Annotated in this window: 16 protein-coding genes and 2 tRNA genes; 3 read left to right on the top strand and 15 right to left on the bottom strand. The window is 47.8% G+C overall.

From position 1 onward, the window contains the following. Positions 1–6: 6 nt before the first annotated feature. The 6 genes from AC6I3O_RS07290 to AC6I3O_RS07265 form a co-directional block, all read right to left on the bottom strand. Positions 7–666, bottom strand: a complete 660-nt coding sequence (locus AC6I3O_RS07290; protein ID WP_497850287.1) for an acetyltransferase — start codon at positions 664–666, stop codon at positions 7–9. After that, on the bottom strand, positions 650–1,282 hold the full coding sequence (locus AC6I3O_RS07285) for a sugar transferase (RefSeq protein WP_497850286.1): 633 nt from the start codon (positions 1,280–1,282) through the stop codon (positions 650–652). The genes AC6I3O_RS07290 and AC6I3O_RS07285 overlap by 17 nt, the downstream gene beginning before the upstream one ends. An 18-nt stretch (positions 1,283–1,300) precedes the next feature. Then, on the bottom strand, positions 1,301–2,437 hold the full coding sequence (locus tag AC6I3O_RS07280; RefSeq protein WP_497850285.1) for an aminotransferase class I/II-fold pyridoxal phosphate-dependent enzyme: 1,137 nt from the start codon (positions 2,435–2,437) through the stop codon (positions 1,301–1,303). Continuing rightward, positions 2,428–2,907 carry a hypothetical protein gene (locus AC6I3O_RS07275; RefSeq protein WP_497850284.1) on the bottom strand — a complete coding sequence of 160 codons (480 nt, stop codon included), beginning with the start codon at positions 2,905–2,907 and terminating at the stop codon, positions 2,428–2,430. Before AC6I3O_RS07275 ends, AC6I3O_RS07280 begins: the two co-directional genes overlap by 10 nt. 384 nt (positions 2,908–3,291) lie before the next feature. Further along, positions 3,292–5,010, bottom strand: a complete 1,719-nt coding sequence (locus AC6I3O_RS07270; protein ID WP_304523303.1) for an IS66 family transposase — start codon at positions 5,008–5,010, stop codon at positions 3,292–3,294. Next, complete coding sequence (locus AC6I3O_RS07265; RefSeq protein WP_305085201.1) at positions 4,997–5,257, bottom strand: hypothetical protein; 261 nt, start codon at positions 5,255–5,257, stop codon at positions 4,997–4,999. Before AC6I3O_RS07265 ends, AC6I3O_RS07270 begins: the two co-directional genes overlap by 14 nt. Positions 5,258–5,694: 437 nt before the next feature. Here AC6I3O_RS07265 and AC6I3O_RS07260 point away from each other — a divergent pair. From AC6I3O_RS07260 to AC6I3O_RS07250, 3 genes are all read left to right on the top strand, one after another. Next, a tRNA-Pro gene (locus AC6I3O_RS07260) sits at positions 5,695–5,769 on the top strand. Between the two features lie 7 nt (positions 5,770–5,776). Continuing rightward, positions 5,777–5,847: transfer RNA gene (locus AC6I3O_RS07255), tRNA-Gly, on the top strand. Positions 5,848–5,930: 83 nt separating this feature from the next. Continuing rightward, entirely contained in the window at positions 5,931–6,878 is a 948-nt protein-coding gene (locus AC6I3O_RS07250; protein WP_497850283.1) for a D-2-hydroxyacid dehydrogenase, read from the top strand. Positions 6,879–6,931: 53 nt separating this feature from the next. Here AC6I3O_RS07250 and AC6I3O_RS07245 read toward each other — a convergent pair whose 3' ends face one another. From AC6I3O_RS07245 to AC6I3O_RS07205, 9 genes are all read right to left on the bottom strand, one after another. Further along, positions 6,932–7,408, bottom strand: coding sequence for a signal peptidase II (locus tag AC6I3O_RS07245; protein WP_497850282.1), 477 nt, complete (start codon positions 7,406–7,408; stop codon positions 6,932–6,934). 13 nt (positions 7,409–7,421) lie between these two features. Next, on the bottom strand, positions 7,422–7,712 hold the full coding sequence (locus AC6I3O_RS07240) for a hypothetical protein (RefSeq protein WP_497850281.1): 291 nt from the start codon (positions 7,710–7,712) through the stop codon (positions 7,422–7,424). Positions 7,713–7,746: 34 nt separating this feature from the next. After that, positions 7,747–9,450 carry a S8 family peptidase gene (locus AC6I3O_RS07235; RefSeq protein ID WP_497850280.1) on the bottom strand — a complete coding sequence of 568 codons (1,704 nt, stop codon included), beginning with the start codon at positions 9,448–9,450 and terminating at the stop codon, positions 7,747–7,749. 67 nt (positions 9,451–9,517) lie between these two features. Further along, complete coding sequence (gene clpX, locus AC6I3O_RS07230) at positions 9,518–10,942, bottom strand: ATP-dependent Clp protease ATP-binding subunit ClpX (RefSeq protein WP_497850279.1); 1,425 nt, start codon at positions 10,940–10,942, stop codon at positions 9,518–9,520. A 79-nt stretch (positions 10,943–11,021) separates the two neighbouring features. Next, positions 11,022–12,986 (bottom strand): NAD-dependent DNA ligase LigA, encoded by a 1,965-nt coding sequence (ligA, locus tag AC6I3O_RS07225; protein WP_497850278.1) that lies wholly within the window; start codon positions 12,984–12,986, stop codon positions 11,022–11,024. Further along, positions 12,934–13,680 (bottom strand): pseudouridine synthase, encoded by a 747-nt coding sequence (locus AC6I3O_RS07220; RefSeq protein WP_497850277.1) that lies wholly within the window; start codon positions 13,678–13,680, stop codon positions 12,934–12,936. The genes ligA and AC6I3O_RS07220 overlap by 53 nt, the downstream gene beginning before the upstream one ends. Further along, positions 13,664–14,845 (bottom strand): DHHW family protein, encoded by a 1,182-nt coding sequence (locus AC6I3O_RS07215; protein ID WP_497850276.1) that lies wholly within the window; start codon positions 14,843–14,845, stop codon positions 13,664–13,666. Before AC6I3O_RS07215 ends, AC6I3O_RS07220 begins: the two co-directional genes overlap by 17 nt. A gap of 109 nt (positions 14,846–14,954) precedes the next feature. Then, positions 14,955–16,337, bottom strand: coding sequence for an MBOAT family O-acyltransferase (locus tag AC6I3O_RS07210; RefSeq protein ID WP_497850275.1), 1,383 nt, complete (start codon positions 16,335–16,337; stop codon positions 14,955–14,957). Further along, positions 16,337–17,134, bottom strand: coding sequence for a GDSL-type esterase/lipase family protein (locus AC6I3O_RS07205; protein WP_497850274.1), 798 nt, complete (start codon positions 17,132–17,134; stop codon positions 16,337–16,339). Before AC6I3O_RS07205 ends, AC6I3O_RS07210 begins: the two co-directional genes overlap by 1 nt. Positions 17,135–17,160 lie beyond the last annotated feature (26 nt).

Here is a 17,160-nt window from a genome sequence, read left to right as displayed (position 1 = left end):
TCTCCCTCAATCCAAAAATTTTACGGGTCTAGCCGGAACCCCCACTGCGACACACCGATCGGGAAGATCCCGGATTACCACCGCTCCTGCGCCCACTATGGTATCTCGCCCGATTTTCTTTCCTTGAATGACCTGTGTCCCGGTTCCCAGCTCGGCTCCCCGCTCTATCCGTACATTCCCCGATACGTTTACGCTTGGGTATAACGTCACAAAATCTTGTATGGAATCGTCATGCCCGACCGTGCAGTCCAGGTTGACGATTACATGATTTCCGATAGAAATCCCCACCGTAATAATGGAACCGGCACAGATAATCGTACCTTCTCCTACCGTATTTTCTTCTGATATCATGACGCTTGGGTCAATCAATGTCGCAAATCTGACATTCTTATATGTCCTCAGTTTTTCCGTCACCTGAATTCTGATTTTCGCAGAACCGATTGCGCAGACTGCCCACACTTCTTCCATAATGTTTTCAAAATACTCGCATCCGCCTAATACCGGATATCCTCTTTCTTCATTTCCATGAAACACAGGATTGTCGTCAATAAATCCTGCAATCTCCCAGCTCGGGGTGTCGGCGTTGATGCGTTCCACAAGCCACGACACTTCTCTTCCAAATCCTCCGGCGCCTATGATGTATAGCTTCTTACTCTTTGCTCCCATGAAATTCCTCCATCGTCACAGATGTATCCGAACTGATACCTTCTCTCCTTAACACAGCCGAAATGGTTCTGGCTATGATTTTCCAATCACTGACAAACCGTATATGATCCACGTACGCTACATCCAGCTCAAATTTTTTCTCCCATGAGATTGCATTTCTCCCGTTGACCTGCGCATACCCGGTTATTCCCGGACGGACTTCATGCCGTCTCTTCTGCCGCTCATTGTAAAGCGGAAGATACGCGACAAGCAGCGGTCTTGGTCCTACGATACTCATATCGCCCTTTATAATGTTGAAGAGTTCCGGCAATTCATCCAGGCTCGTGGAGCGCAGAAACTTTCCGAATTTAGTAAGCCTTGCGCAATCAGGAAGAAGTTTGCCACAGGAATCTTTTTCCTCCGTCATGGTACGGAACTTGTATATGTAGAAAACCTTTCCGCCCAATCCAGGCCTTGCCTGCCTGAATATCACTGGGGTTCCCATCTTACAGCCCACAAGAACCGCCAGAATCCCAATCAGCGGGCTTAACATAATCAGTGCAGCCACGGCAAGGATAACATCCTGGGGACGTTTTATGTATTTCTCATAGAATCCAGCCTTATGACCTTGTATCATGATTCCATCCATTTCTTTTTATACAAAACAGTTTTTTATAAGCTCCATAATGATTTCCTGCTCTTGCTCCGTCATTTTGATATCGCTTGGAAGGCATAACCCTCTGCAAAAGATATCTTTCCCTACGTCTTCCCCTTCTTCCGCCATAACGAAATCGTAGTTTTCATATACGGGCTGGAGATGCATGGGTTTCCAGATGGGACGGGATTCCACATGATACTCCTCAAGTTTTTCTCTAATCTTTACCGGAGAGACTTCTATACCCTTATCAATTAAAATACAGCTAAGCCAGAAATTCGGTTCTGTATATTCCAGGAATGGATTCATGGTCAAAGGGAATCCCTTTAAGCCTTGCTCATATCTTTGGTAGATTTGTTTTTTTCGTATCCTGTGTTCTTCCAGATAACGCAGCTGCCCTCTTCCGATTCCGGCAAGAATGTTGGACATACGGTAATTGTATCCTAATTCTTTGTGTTGATACCACGGCACATTTTCACGTGCCTGAGTGGACCAGAACCTTACCTTTCTTGCGGCTTCTTCCTCGTCCGTCAGGAGCATTCCTCCCCCGGATGTAGTAATAATCTTATTTCCGTTAAAGCTTATGACGTTGTATGCCCCAAACGTTCCGGTCTGCTGTCCTCTGTATGTCGCTCCCAGGGATTCCGCCGCATCTTCGATGAATACTGCATGGTATTTTCTGCATATATCCCGGAGTTCGGAAAGCTTTGCCGGGGTTCCGTACAGATTTGCTGCAATAACCGCCTTTGCATCCGGATATTTTTGAAATGCGCGCTCCAGGGCAGCGGGATCCATGTTCCAGGTATCGCGCTCACTGTCGATAAATACCTGTATACCCTGCTCATAGCTGACTGGATTCACGGTGGCGGCGAACGTCAGATCCGAACACAAAACCTTGTCGCCTTTTTTTATTCCTGCTAACTTGACTGCAAGGTGCAGCGCCGCCGTACCTGCCGATAATGCTACTGCATGCGTACAGCCTACATAGCTGCAGATTTCCTGCTCCAAACGCTCCAGGTTCTTTCCGACTGTAGATACCCAGTTTGTGTCAAATGCCTCTTTTACAAATTTTTGCTCGTCCCCGTGCATTGTGGGGGACGCCAGCCATATCTTATTTTTAAATGGTTTTATTGACATATCTCCACATCCTTTTCTGTTATCTCAAGCCCTGCCGTCAGATATGGAAAAATCCGGCTTTCTGGTTCATCGGAATATATTGTCGTTTCCACCTTTGCCAGACGTTTATGCCGGTCTATTTTACAAATCCGGCTTTCCATTCCTTTCAGCGGTCCCCGAATAATCTTCGGAATACCTCTGCGGATGATTCCTTCCGACATGTTCAAGTTGTGGCTCTCACCACACAACTTTTTCAGAAATATCTCTTCATTTCTTGCCACGGTAAACAGCTTGATTCCCTGCAGGCAGAAGCACGCTTTTATCTCGTCCGCCAAAAGATTTTCGTCTTCGCTTTCCAGAAATACATGGGCTGGAAATAAAATGTTTCGTTCCAGATGCCATCTGCCCTCATAGCGGCGCATCCGGTCATAGGTTAAAATGAATCCTTTCCTGAGTGAATTGGGGGAAAGGTGTTTATTGCAAATATCCAAAATTTTATATTCTTCCTGCGGCTTGCAGGATATTACGTGCCAAATAGTTATCCCTTCTTTCGTGGAGTAGGTTACTCTGCGAAAAATTGGTGACAACATTCCATATATTTCATCTGATATTACGAGAAAATATGTAAAAATTCACAATATACACCAATTATTTTAGGTATTACTTCTCAATTATCAGATAATTTTAAATCAAAATGTAACAAAAAGAATTTAGGTATTGAATTATTCTTATTAGATGGGTATAATAGATTTGCTATTTAAAGAAAAATCGCAGAGTAACCTACTCTGCGAAAATATTTTCGACGTCTTTCCTGACCGTATGTTACATTTCACACCCACGCCATCTGTATAATAAAAAAGGTTGCTGCTTTGGCGTTAAGCTTTAGCAACAACCTTTTCCTGTTTTATTTTGGGCGGGCGTTTCCGTTCATATATTTCTGATATCTTCTGATATACATCTACATTTTGTGAGCGTAACAAATAGACTATGCTTAAGCCATTACAAATATCGTTTAAACTTTCTTGGCTCCGCAGAGTAATTGCCTGCTTCTGTTTTCGTTTATAGACTCTTGCCAATCTTTCACATAGGGAATTATTGGCTGGAACCCGTTTGTCATGCAGGAACAATAATTCGCTTTCTTTATATTCCCTTAACCGGAGAAATAGATTATACCCTTCCCTATAATACTCCGTCGGCGGCTCATCCTGATATTCTTTCTCCGCCTTGTTCAGGATTTCGTCATACCTTTTCTCGAATCCCTCAACAATTATCGGATCAAGTTCTTTCTCCCCCAACCCATTTCGGTAATGCAGCATCTCCTGGAACAATCCGTGCATCTCCTTGTTCCATTCCAGCTGCGGCTCATTCTGCTCGCTGCCGATCAGATAGCGGCAGTCATGCTGGGTACACTCCTGATGTTTTGTTCCATAATGGTAAAATGTCTTGTCATGGTCATGCAAGACAATCCCAACATAATTCTCCAGCGGCGTTCCTTCTATTCCTTTATGCCCTTTTTTCTCCCTGCCTATATAAAGTGCCACATCTGCAATCGGGGATGCAAGTATAAGGACCTGCGCACTGTGCCCATTTACAGATGCGTTTGTAAAATCTGCATTCATGACCGGAGACTGCATTAGTTTCTTTATAATCTCTTTTTTCTCTTCCGCTGTTTTCGCTGAAAATTCCCTGGTAAGACCATTGATCATGCCGTCGGACAGTTCGATCTCGCCTTTTGTCAATTCTGAGATTAGCTTTCTTATTTTTCCATGGGATACGTTGCATTCATTGCTCAGGAGAAAGGCAAGTGCCTTCACCGTCCCGTCATAGTTCACTTCATTGATATATCCTTCTGGAAATGGAGCATGTACACGGGCTCCGGTTCTTTTGTCACGGTATTCCTTTGTCGTATATTCCATGACCGCTACAGACATCTGGATGACCACTTTCTGTTTCCGAATGATTTTTCCCGTCTCATAATAATTCTCTTTATCCAGGTATTTTGCAGGTGCAGGGATTTCATGTGTCTCTGTTACGGCATGGAGCTTCCTGCGGTGTCCGGCATGGCCTGGCTGTCCGCCCGGTTTCCGGTCAGTTTTTACCCGGCTGTTCGGGATTTTTTTCCTGCCGGGTTTCTGCTGGGAAGAGGGGATGGATGAATTCTCAAAATCCATATTGACCTGCGCAGTCAGTTTTTGGTTCAGGCCTTTTTCTTCCTCCAGTTCAGCCCCTACCCTGTAGAATTCCTGTCTTATATCACGGCATTTATCTAATGCTTCATCTCTCTGGCGAACAACTTCCAGATTCTCTTTTTTGAGCTTTGCAATGAGACGGTCTTTCCTGTCAAGTTCTTTTTGGCATTCGTGGTAAAGATCATCATTTGCTTCCATCCATTGATTACGGACAGACCGGATCTCCTTACGTGCCTGTGCTAATTCTTGTTTTAATTCCCGGATATTTTTTTCAAGTTTCCGAATAATACTCTTATATTCTTCTTCTAATTTTTGGTATCTCTCGCCGGATTTAAATTCGGCGATCTGCTGTGCCAGTGATTTCACTTTGTACTGTAATGCACTTGTATATTCAAATGGATTCATCTGTAATCTCCTTTGATGAATTAGGGCGGGAATCTAATACCTGTGCCATCGTTCTGCTTAATTCTATTGTCTCTTCCAGTTGTAATGTCAGCATGGAAATATATTCTTCTTTCTGTTCAAGAAGCTCTTCCGAAGTCCGAATACATTTTTCCTGGATTCGGATTACATTTTCTGCTTCTTTAAGAGCATTCTCCAATTTAGAAATCTGTAATTCATATTTTTTTATAAGTGATGTTTCTTTACTCATTGCTGCCTCCGCACTTGTAATAAAAAAAGTATAGCAGAAACCTGGAAAAAAAGCGAATGAATGAAATCTGGCATTCGTCATTTTGCCAGGGATAAATTGTTGATTTTTCAAGACAAATGGATATTAAACCACGCAGAAAGAGATGTGAGAAGGGGGGTTTAAGACGAAAAACAGAAAAGAGGAAATGTTATCCACAAGAAATATCTGAGGACAAAATGTTAATAACATTTTGTCCTCAAATGTATCATTTACTGTGGATAAAATTTTTTTTAATTTCAGCACATTTACCAACACTTTCTAAAAAGCCTATTACTGGCGTGGGTGTGAAAAGTAACGACCGTATATATTTTATTTCATTTTTTGAAAATAGTACTTGCTATTTTTTCCCAAAGATGCTATCATATAACACGGTTAAAGAATTAACAAGAATATCTCATCGGGGTGTGGCTCAGCTTGGCTAGAGCGCCTGGTTTGGGACCAGGAGGCCGCAGGTTCAAATCCTGTCACCCCGATATTCATGCGGGTGTAGTTCAATGGTAGAACACTAGCCTTCCAAGCTAGATACGTGGGTTCGATTCCCATCACCCGCTTTTTATTTTGCGGGAAGCCCTATCCTATCGGGTTTCCCGATTTTTTCCCCCAATCCTATTTCACAATTTCAGGAGGTATGATAATGAAGATTGTATTTTTAGACGTTAAGACAATCGGCGAAGATATTGATCTGTCCGGTTATGACCGGCTCGGAGAAGTCGTGAAGTACCCCTTCTCCACCCCCGCCCAGGTTCCCGGTCGGATTGCAGACGCAGACGTCATTGTATTGAACAAGGTACGGATTGATGCTGAGACGATAGGAGAAGCCCCTCGCCTGAAACTGGTGTGCGTAACTGCCACCGGCACGAACAACTTGGACAAAGAATATCTGGACAGCCGCAACATCGCATGGAGGAATGTCAATGGATACTCTACGGAGTCCGTCGCACAGCATACCTTTGCCATGCTGTTTTATTTACTGGAAAAGCTGCGGTATTACGATGATTATGTGAAAGACGGGCGTTACGCGTGCGACACGTCATTCACCCATTTTGAGGAACATTTTTATGAATTGAAGAATAAGACCTGGGGCATCATCGGGCTTGGTAATATCGGAAGGCGGGTGGCCTCTATCGCCGAAGCCTTTGGCTCCCATGTAATCTACACCTCTCCCTCAGGCAGTACGCCTCAGGAGGGATACTATCAGACCGATATGGACACCCTTCTTAGCACATCCGACATCATTTCCGTACACGCACCGCTAAATGAATATACGGAGAATCTGCTCGATGCCGCTGCATTTAAGAAAATGAAGAACTCTTGCATCTTCCTGAACCTTGGAAGAGGTCCGATTGTGGTGGAGCAAGATCTTGCCGAAGCAATCGAACAGAAGGAGATTGCTGCCGCAGGACTGGATGTTCTTTGCGAAGAGCCTATGAGCCCGGACAACCCGCTCCTTAGGATTCAGGACAGCCGAAGATTGCTCATTACTCCCCACATTGCATGGGCAAGCGTGGAGGCAAGGACACGGCTGATGGAGATTGTCCTTGGACAGATAAAGGATTTTTTTAGCTGCGGGTCACAGCCATAAACAAAAAAGGCACTGTCGGAATATGCCCATAACAGCCATATTCCGACAATGCCTTATTTTTTCGGATGATTTCCATGCAGTATCACAGCAAGAATCTCTCCTGCCATTACCAGTACGCTCCCCATAGCAAGGTAGATATCCCCCAGATTCGCCGTAATCCTCCCGATATGCTTCTTTTTTGTCCTAAGCCCAATATAATCGACTACCTTCCCCCTCGCCAACCTGTCGAAGAGGTTGCTCGCCGCCCCGGCGCTCACCAGAGTCATGCCCAATTTCCTGATATAATTCCTCTTTTTTGCAAATGTCAAGACATCCCACGCCATCACCCCGGCGCCGGCAAACAGAGACATCCCCTTCACAGCCGCCGGGTACTCGTCAAACAGGTTCAGCAGGAATCCCCGGTTATATACCTTACGGATTACAATCTTTCCGCCCGGGAGCTCCCTTTCTTCGCCTGGGTTCAGTTCTTCCTCCACCCGTTTCTTAATCATGATATCCGCGCCGAGCAGTATTGCAAATATTACCAGCATAGCGGAGAGCATTCTATATCTCCTCTTTGATCTTCACGATCTGCTCTTCCTGCTTCTCAATCTCTTCCTCACGTTTCTCAATCTCTTCACACAAGGAAATGTATTCGGTATCGTCTACCTCGCCTTTCCGGAACTTCTCATAGACCATGCGTCCGATATCCTTCAAGTCCCGCTCATTGGAGCGCTTCATCGAACGGATGTCGTTCTTAATCTTCTGAATCTCCAGCGTATCCTCTGCTTTTTTGCTAAAATCACTTGCCGTATCTGAAATCTTCTTTCCCAGTTCACCAAAAAAATCTGCCATTTTATCTTCTCCTTTTCTCTCTTTCTTGCGTTCACTACAACTGGCGTAAAATGTCCAGGGAACGATACAGGTTCATGGCTCCATACCCCCACTCCCGATTCGGGCTTTCCATCCCAGGCCTCTGCTCCGCGCCCAGAAGGATGATATTCCGAATCTGGCTGGAATTCACCCCCCACGCCTCCGTATTGTTCAGCACCCATTCCATCAGAAGCGCCACCGCCCCTGTTGCGATTCCCGCCGCAACACTGGAACCGCTGCGGACCACGAACTCATTGTTCAATCCGGCGCCGGATACCAGTACGCCAGGCACCGCATAATCTGGTTTGACTCTTCCATCTCTAGTATACCCCCTCCCGGAATTAATATCAACTGATTTATCAACTCCATTATAGTATGCGACCGTCATCGCAACTAAACTGCTTCCCGGTTCCGCCAGGGTCGTGTCCGGGTTTGCCTCTAAGAAATATACCTCTCCGGTCAGGAAGTCCTGGACTGGCAGCCAGATATGGAATCTCCCATCAGAGCGCAGCACAGGTTTCACACTGATTTTCCAGATCCCCGGCGCCGGATTCCGGATTCTCATAAAGATTAATTGTGAATCATTGTTCTCCAGCAACAGCCGGTACTCTACCTCCACTTCTGTCCTGTCAAACACAAAAGTCTCCCGGTATTCCCGCCCTTGCTTGAGTGTAATATACCCCGTCCTTTCCCCGGAAGGAGAGGTAATGGCAACGGTCATGACATTGGGGACTGCCGTCCACAGCTCTGCCACGAAGCCTTCTACCCCTTCTCCCACACGAATCTCGGCGTCCGCGGTATCATCCATACTGCTAAGTTCCCGGGAAAAGTGATGCCTGTGAACCGCCCCGTTTCCTGCGCTGATTACAACACTCCTGTTCAGTACCGACGAATAAGCGTCAAGCATGTTAGACAGAAGGGAGGTTCCGTTATGGCCGCCCAGGTTCGTGCCAAGGGCAACACACATGACCAAAGGCATATTGCGTTTCCGCGCAAGGGCATTGATGTACTTCATAGCGAGCATGATATCATTCTCCTGAAAACAGGTCGCATCCTGGCGGATGACGTAAAAGTCCTTGAGATAGGCTTTCGCAGGCTTTAGTTTCACCACCGCAAGAGTCGCCTCCGGGGCGGCTCCGATAAACCGGTGTTCCAAATCGGCATTTCCAGCCGCAACACTGGCGATAAATGTACCATGTCCCTCCGTGTCCATGCTGGGGACGATTTCCAGTGGATTTTCTGAGCGCAGCGCTTCATTAATCATTTCTTCTGTGTATTCGCTTCCGTAATCCAATCCGTCGGGAAGTGTGCCGTCCTGTATGGTCTGATCCCAGATGCCGGCAATTCTCGTGGAGCCGTCGATATTTCGGAAGAGGGGATTCCGGTAATCGATTCCGGTATCCAGTATGCCCACCATGACTCCGTTTCCCTGAAGATTCAGCGTCGGGTAACTTTGTACCACGCTGATCCCCGCATCATCCATTGCCTGTAAATCCATTAGCTGGTAACAGTTTGGAATGGAATTGTAACGATAGTATTCCAAAGATACCGGCTCCGTCAGCGTCCTCTCTACGTAGACTGCCTGAAACCCAAAATCCATGGACTGGACGCATGCCATCGCCCTTTGCGCCTCCTCTGGCGTTATCTCCCGGTAAACCGGAGCGATAAAATCAATAAAGTCCTCTGACATAATCATTTTCCGGCAAGTTTCTCTATCCATAAAAACACCTCATATACCTTTTCTCTTAGTATATGAGGTGTTCCTCGTATTCTTCACAGCAAAAAATCTAACCCGTAATACGCGGCACCTCCTGCCCTCTCAGCATGATCAGCGGCCCGCCTGTCCCCTCTATGTATTCCCGCGTAATCGTCACCTGCCCGATATTATCATCCTTAGGGATCTCGAACATAATATCCAGCATGAACTCCTCAATAATCGCCCTGAGCGCCCTTGCGCCCGTATCCTTCTCCACAGCCTTCTTCGCAATCGCCGCCAATGCGCCTTCATCAAATTCCAACTTTACCTCATCTAATGCAAGCAGCTTTTGATACTGTTTCAAAATCGCATTCTTAGGCTCAGTCAGAATCTTCACCATCATCTCCTCACTCAGACCCCGCAAGGTAAATACTATCGGAAGGCGTCCTAAAAATTCGGGTATCATCCCAAAATTACGCAAATCCTCGGTGGCCACCTTCTCAAGAATCGTCTTGTCCCTGTCATACCTGTCTTTTAGCTCCGCCCCGAACCCAATGGAAGACTGCTTCGTCAGCCGCTCTTTAATGATCTTATCCAAATCCGGGAACGCCCCGCCGCAGATAAACAGAATATTCTTCGTATTCACAGTGGTAAGCGGAACCATGGCATTCTTGCTGTTCGCCCCTACCGGAACCTCCACGTCGCTTCCCTCAAGAAGCTTTAACATCCCCTGCTGGACAGATTCCCCGCTTACATCTCTCTGGTTGGTGTTCTTCTTCTTGGCAATCTTGTCAATCTCATCGATGAAAATAATCCCTTGTTCCGCCTTCTCCACATCATTGCCAGCAGCAGCCAGAAGTTTCGATACGACACTCTCGATATCATCCCCGATATATCCTGCTTCCGTCAGGGAAGTGGCGTCTGTGATGGCAAGGGGAACGTCCAAAAGCCTTGCCAGCGTCTTCACAAGATAAGTCTTACCAGAACCAGTAGGCCCGATCATCAGCATATTCGACTTCTCAATCTCGATATCATCCATGGTGTCCGTCGCCACACGCTTATAATGGTTATAGACTGCCACAGACATAGCCTTTTTCGCGTACTCCTGTCCCACCACATACTCATCCAGTTTCCCTTTGATTCTATGGGGCGCAGGGATATTGCGGATGTCAATCAGGGGCTTTTTCTCTTCCCCCTCCTTTTTCTTCTTAATCTTCTGCTTCTTTGGGACATTCTGCTCCATGTCAGCCATATTAAAAATCTGTACGCCCGGGATATTCAGATTCATGAGCTGGCTGTAATCTACCTGCCCGCTCATCATAGCGTCAAAACTCTTCTGCATACAATCGCTGCAGATTGAGATGCCGTTGGGAAGATCAATCATCTTGCCTGTAGTCGTCTCCGGACGCCTGCACACAAAACAAATCTTCTCATATTCGTCCTCATGATGCTTCTTCGTATCCTCCACCTGCCCATTTCCCACTTTCTCTACGTTGTTCTTATCCTGTTCGGACATCTTGCCTTACCTTCCTTCTTACGTCACACTTAATCTTATGTCTTTCCAATCAAGAATCCTGCTTATACAGGCAATCCCTCTACCCTTCCCGTACCATCTCAAGGAATCTCTCCTCCGAAATAATCGGAATCCCCAATTCATTTGCCTTCTTATTTTTAGACGACGTAGACGCCGCGTCATTATTAATCAAATAATTCGTCTTAGAAGTCACTGACCCCGTCACCTTTCCCCCAAGGCTCTCAATCAATTCCTTCACCTCTCCCCGGTTGGCGAAATGCTCCACACTGCCGGTAATCACGAAATTCACCCCTGCAAATATCTGTTTCGTCTCCTCTGCCGTCTCTTTGGGAATCACCAGTTCCTCCAGCAAATCCCGGAACTGCCTCACATGCTTCTCTGATGCAAAATAATCCACGAACGCCTTCGCAATCACCCCGCCCACACCCGGAATCTCATTTAACTCTTCCTCCGTAGCGCCAAGCATCTTCTCCACATCATATCGGAATTCCTTACAGATGACCTTCGCATTGGCAAGTCCGATATTGGCGATTCCCAGCGCATAGATTACTCTGGGCAGCGTCGTTGTCCGCGCCTTCTCGGCATTACCCACCAGATTCCGGTAAGACTTCTCGCCAAACCCTTCCAGTGATTGGATTTCCTCCTGATACCGGTCCAGATGAAAAATATCCGCAAACTCCCGGATATATCCCAAGGAAATGAATTTCTCCAAGGTCGCCTCCGAAAGTCCTTCGATATTCAGCGCATCCCTGCTTACGAACAGGGCAAATGACTTGACATGCTTCGCCTGACACTCTGGGTTCGTACAGTATAAAGCCTTCGCATTGGCCACCTGCCGTACTTCCGTCGCCCCCTGGCACACCGGGCACCTGTGGGGAATATCCTTCACGCCGCTTCTGGTCAAATTCTTTGCAATCTGGGGTATAATCATGTTCGCCTTATACACCTCAATCTTATCCCCAACGCCAAGCTCTAATTCCTCCATGATGCTGATATTATGGACGCTGGCGCGGCTGACCGTCGTTCCCTCAAGCTCCACAGGCTCAAAAATTGCCACAGGGTTAATAAGCCCTGTCCTTGACGGGCTCCACTCAATCTCCGTAAGGGTCGTCTCTTTAAGCTCATCCGCCCATTTGAACGCATAGGAATCCCTTGGGAACTTAGATGTCCGCCCAAGGGACTGCCCATACGCTATATCATTATATATTAACACAAGACCATCCGACGGGAAATCATTCTCTGCAATTTTTTCTGAAAATTTAATAACTTCGGCTTCCACCGTATCCTTTGTCACCGCATGGAACTCTACTACCTCAAAGCCCTGCTCCATGAGCCACTCCATCTGGCAGGCCCTGGAATTATGGAAATCCACATTCTCTGCCTGCACCAGAGAAAATGCGTAGAACCTTACGTTCCGTTTCGCCGTAATTTCGTTATTCAACTGGCGCACCGAACCGCTGCACAGATTCCGGGGATTCTTATATTTCGCATCCACATCCTCAATTTCAGAATTAATCCGCTCAAAATCCCGGTATCCGATCACCGCCTCGCCCCGCAGTATCAATTCCCCCTGATAGGCAATTTTAAGAGGGATGTTACTGAACACCCTTGCATTATTCGTAATCACCTCGCCCACCTCGCCGTTTCCCCGGGTGACAGCCTTAAAAAGCTCCCCGCCCCGGTAAGTCAGCACAATGGTAAGGCCGTCCAGCTTCCATGACAGCAGCGCCTTCTGTTCGCCGAGAAATTTTTTCAGTTCCTCGACCTCCTTGGTCTTATCCAACGAAAGCATGGGGCTTTCATGTCGTTCCTTAGGCAGCTCGCTCAATACCTCATATCCCACGTTCACAGTTGGGCTGTTGGCAAATGTAATCCCAAGTTCCCCCTCAAGCCCTTTCAGTTCATCGTACAGCGCGTCATACTCCCGGTTGCTCATGATTTCCCTGGATTCCTGATAATATGCGCGTCCCGCGTCATTTAGCTTCTCCACTAACTCTAACATTCTGGCTTTCTTCGATTCGCTCATATAGCTCCTTTAACTCCTGCTCTGTTAATTTTCTGACTGCCCCCGGCTTTAAGCCGCCAAGCTCAATATTCATGACCCGAGTCCGGATAAGCCGCTTCACCCGGTAGCCCAGCGACTCGCACATCCTGCGTATCTGCCGGTTCAGTCCTTGGGTCAGCACAATGGAAAAGGTATACTTTCCCACCATTTCCGTCCTGCAGGGCCTTGTCAGGGCGTCAAGCCCTTTCTCCGGATCCCGGATTCGGACTCCTTTTTCCATCTGCCGGAGAAATTCCTCCGTTACAGGCTTATCCACTGTCACCTTATACTCCTTCTCATGCCCGTATCTCGCCCGCATCATCCCGTTAATCAAGTCTCCGTCGTTGGTCATAAGCAAAAGTCCTTCCGAGTCCTTATCCAGACGCCCTGCATAAGTAATCCGCTCCGGATAATTCAGGAACCGGACAATGCTCTTGCGCTCTCTTCTCTCTTCTGTGCAAATGATTCCCACCGGCTTATTCACAGCCAGCACAATTCTCTCCCGTCTTCCCCCGACGAGCTTCTTTCCGATTCGTACCTCCTGAGACGGCTCCACTTTCATGCCGGGAACCGCCCGCTTTCCGTCTACCGTGACACGCCCGCTCTCAATCAGGCGGTCTGCCTCCCTGCGGGAACACACGCCCGCATCGCTCAGATATTTATTCAGCCTGCTCATCCTGCAACACTCCGCTTATCTTTCCGTCCTGTACAAAAGTATTTCCACTATATAAAAATAATACGCTGGAAATCTTATTTTCTTCCATAATCTCATCCAGATTCCCCTCATAGTACTCCGGGTCCACCACGATAATCTCCCGGAAATAGGGCACAAGGAAGGGAATCAGACAGTTCGCATAAGAATCCTTCACCAACAGCAGACGGTCTGTGGTATCCGCCGTGGTGCGGATATTGCCCACCCCGTAGTTCCCGCCAAGGAACAGGCCATAGGCATCCCGCTCCTTTAATTTCGTGCGGTCGTACAGGGTAGAGACCTTTCCCTCCCCGAAATCTGCCACAATCTGAGGCATCTCCTTCTCATTTTCAGGTCCATAGATGTAGATGGACTCCTGATATCCGCTCTGGTATCCGCTCTTTAACGACAGGTCGCCCGTAAATATATTCGTGACCGCATACTTCTCCCATTTCGGCGTCTTCGCACCGTCAAGCCCCATAGACTCCACAAGCTGCTGGCTGGCATAATATGCGCCGAGGGTTGTCCAATGGGAATCTGTGTGATAATAGATTTCTTCTTTCTTGTGGGACGAAAGGGTCTTGCTCAAATCTACCCATGTAACGCCTTCCCCCAGATTCTGCCAGATGGAGCGGAAGATTGCATTCTGGTCCTCTGTCACGGCAAAACGGGGAAGTTTATCCGATAAGATATTCGCGGCATTGGGGGCTAACGCAAGATATATAGGAACCTTCTCATACCGCGCCTTGAATGCCTCCATGGCGTTTAAGTTCGCGTCTATCTTCTCCTGGTCTGCCGCTGCCACCGCCTCCAGAAGATATGCATCCCTGCCCTTGAATACACCGCCAGACTCCCGTTTTCCAATCAGCAGGTCCATCTGGTTCTTCATGGACACCCACAGATTGCGGACGAGGAACTGATCCTGGCGGAACTCCTCATACTGTGCCATGAAAGAACCGTCAGCCACATGTTCCAGCGACAGCTTCGGACGTGTGGCAAGGGGACGGTTCTCCTTCTCGGAGAACTCCTGCTCAAGTGGAATCAGTTCTAATAAGGAAATCAGTACTAACATCCCAAAAAACAGCAGCGCCGCCGTCTTTCTCCTGTATGCTCTTCCCTGCTTAAAATCCTTTTGTTTTCTCTGCTTCATATATTCTCCTAAAATATACCCTCCGGGCGTCCCGTAATGCATGCCCCTATGAGGCGGGTGGGCTTCGCCCAGTAAGGTATGCCCAAGGGCACACCGTAATGCAAGCCGCTCAACATACGATATATGCCACGCACAGCACGAACATTACCCCATATATGACACAATTTATCATCGCCATTCCTCTTGCGCCTCTGTCCATCACACTAACGTACCCTTTATGTACAAACGGAAGAAGCCCTATCAGCATAACGGCAAGAAGGGCAGCATTCGTGACTAACAGGTACATCCCCCTGTCATCCGCAAGGCCCGACGCTCCCACTGCGAACATAGTTCCCAGATAGGTGAATCCATCGCTCGCTCTGGGATTAAAAAAGAATACCCAGCCAATCATCACCATCACGATGCTGTAAATATGCCCGAGAAACCCTGGCATCTCATCTAACATCCTCCACAGAAACAGCTTCTCCGCCACCATCAAAAGGCCGCAGTACAGCCCCCATACAATATAATTCCCGGAAAGGCCATGAAACAGGCCTACGAGCAGCCAAATCAGCAGGATATTCCTCACCTGCTTTGATTCCTCGACATCGCCCCCGCCCAGGGGATGGTACACGTATTCCCGGAACCACGCCCCAAGGGACATATGCCATTTATACCAGAATTCCGTCGTACTTCCCGCCCCATAAGGATACTCGAAATTCCCAGGCAGCTCGAAGCCTGTCATTTTTCCCAGTCCTAACGCCATGTCCGTATATCCGCTCAAATTATAATATATTTGGAGCGCGAACGCCAGACATCCAAGCCATGCGCTGAGCACAGACATCTCTCCTGCTCCCATCGCCATGACCTCGGCGTGGAGAATTCCTATATTATCTGCGAACAATACCTTCTTGGCAAGCCCGCGGATAAAATACATCGCCCCTTCCCCGACCTTGCCCGGCGTCATCTGCCTTGCCCCAAGCTGCTTTTCCATCTCTGCATACCGCACTACCGGACCGCCCGGCATCTTTAAGAACATAGACACATACAGGACAAGGTCAGCCGGATTCTTCTGCACCTTTGCATTCCCCCGGTAAACATCCAGGATATACGATAACATCTGAAGTGTATAGAAAGACATCCCCATGGGCATCGCAAACCCCTGAAAGGGAATGTCAACAGGCAAGACAGCTTGAAGCCCCGCAAGAACCGTCCTTCCATATAGAAAGAAGACGAGAACCCCCAGATTGATTCCCACGCAAAAACGCATAACAACCCTGGCACGCCTCCGATTCTTCAAGACTCCTGCCAACCTAAGCCCGCAGGCATAAGTAAAAAGCGCCATCCCAACCATCAGGAAAACAGCCACAGGCTCCCCCCATGCATAGAACACAAGGCTTGCCAAGAGCAACAGAGCGTTCTTCAACTGCCCCGGCATCAGATAATACAGAAACAATACAACCGGTAAGAATGTAAATAAAAATACAACACTGTCAAATAAACCCGCTACCATTACAGCTCTGCCGCCTCCGCCATGTGATTCACCCATTCCCCATAGTAATCCGATGCCAGATGGATTCCGTCCTCGGTATAATATTCATCTTTAATCAGACTTTCATTATCAATAAAAGTCACGCCTTCTTCCTCACATAATTCCATGAGTTTCCTGTTATACGCAGGAATATTCCCATACAGTTCATCCTCTTCTATGACCTCCTGCTTAACCGGCAGGATACTGTTGACGTAAATCTTCGTATCCGGCAGCTTCTCTTTCAGTTCGTCAAGCACGCGCCGGTATGCGGCCCCAAATATTTCTGCATCCCCGGACGCCGCCTTAATGTCGTTCAGCCCATAGGCAAGGAACAACACTTGCGGACCCACTTCAATCGCCCTTGAAACATGATTCTTAATCATGCTAACCTCTGTCTCGCACACGCCGGTATCCCGTTCCGCCGTAACAAAGGACTTATCAAGCGCCTGGTTCTCATACAATCCCTGGGCAATGGAATCCCCAAGCACATAGGAATTGGCAAATTTCTCGCTGACAGACCGGTTCGCCCATGCCTCGTCCGCCGCCCGCTCCGCCTCCTCAAGCTCCTGAATCTGCGCGTCAATCGCCGCCGTATCCGCTTCTTCCATCCGCTCAAGCTTCGCGAGCCCTTTTCTCGGGTCTTCTCTGGGATTCATGACGCCCACCGCGAACACGACGCCCCCGATGACCATCCAGATAATCATTGCCGCGACAGCCAGGCGCAGGACGACGTCTCGTTCTTCACTTTTCTTCTTCGTCTTCTCTTGTCCTCTACTCACGCAAGATACGTTCTCCTTAAAGCCAC

The sequence above is a fragment of the Sporofaciens sp. St.21A7 genome (assembly GCF_059728535.1).
The sequence above is the reverse complement of the archived record's forward strand: the minus strand, read 5'-3'. Positions and strand labels throughout refer to the sequence as shown.